Origin of the sequence: Vibrio sp. 10N.261.52.C11, assembly GCF_041471405.1 — a bacterium.
Taxonomy (GTDB): Bacteria; Pseudomonadota; Gammaproteobacteria; order Enterobacterales; family Vibrionaceae; genus Vibrio; species Vibrio crassostreae_C.
In genome coordinates this window covers 1-1,033 of the sequence record NZ_JBFROI010000018.1, presented here as the reverse complement: position 1 = coordinate 1,033, position 1,033 = coordinate 1, and the positions used below count along the sequence as shown (strand labels likewise).

Genomic DNA, 1,033 nt, shown 5'->3' with positions numbered 1-1,033 from the left:
ATACCAATTAAAGTAAAAATGTGATCTAATTAAGATTGATGAATTATTGTGAAATTTAGCCATGGATAGCCTTAATAACACTGACTTCAAAAAGCTTGCGAGCCAGCAAAAAACCATTCAGATGAAGATGCGTTTACTTGCGCTCGCACACTTTAAAGACGGCCTCTCTCGTACACAAATTGCAAAATCTCTCAAAGTCAGTCGAACCAGTGTCAATAAATGGGTTCGGATTTTTTTTGAAGAAGGCCTAGAAGGACTTCAAGAAAAACCTCGGACTGGTAGGCCTGCATACCTCACCGATGAGCAGCGGGCTCAACTCAGTGCCTTCATAAAAAAAGAAGCTGAATCACCTTCTGGTGGCCGCCTTGTTGGAAGCGATATACATGACTACATCGTTAAACACTTTGACAAGCACTACCACCCTAATTCCATCTATTATCTCCTCGACCACATGGGTTTTTCTTGGATAACTTCTCGTTCCAAACACCCTAAACAATCACAGCAAATACAAGACGATTTTAAAAAAATTCCAAATCGAAACGATCCTTAAGATCCCCGGCCATATTGGGCTAGAGAGTGTTGATGTCTGGTTTCAAGACGAAGCTAGGTTTGGTCAGCAGAACACAACAACACGTCTTTGGGCTACTCGTGGAACGAGACCTCGCGTAGTAAAACAGCAGCAATTTGAATACGCTTATTTGTTTGGCTCAGTGTGCCCATCGAGAGGGATTGGTGAGGCAATGGTCGTCCCTTGGGTTAACAAAGACATCATGATAAACCATCTAGAGCAGATATCTAAAGTCACAGAAAAAGACCGTCATTCAGTGGTAATAATGGATGGCGCAGGATGGCATACCGATGATATTGCTAACCCATTTGATAATGTCAGTATTATCAAATTGCCGCCATACTCACCAGAGCTTAACCCTATAGAGCAAGTGTGGAGTTGGTTAAGGCAACACTATCTAGCAAACCAAAACTTCATTGATTATAACGATATTGTTTCGAAGGTCTGTAGCGCTTGGAATGGATT

General features: G+C 41.8%; 2 protein-coding genes. Both read left to right on the top strand.

Annotated features, from left to right (window positions below; genetic code table 11):
* The first annotated feature begins 61 nt into the window (after positions 1-61).
* Entirely contained in the window at positions 62-550 is a 489-nt protein-coding gene (locus tag AB4323_RS07075; RefSeq protein ID WP_017059446.1) for a helix-turn-helix domain-containing protein, read from the top strand.
* A partial coding sequence (locus AB4323_RS07070) for an IS630 family transposase (RefSeq protein WP_372074427.1) occupies positions 516-1,033 on the top strand: 518 nt, incomplete at its 3' end. The genes AB4323_RS07075 and AB4323_RS07070, both read left to right, overlap by 35 nt.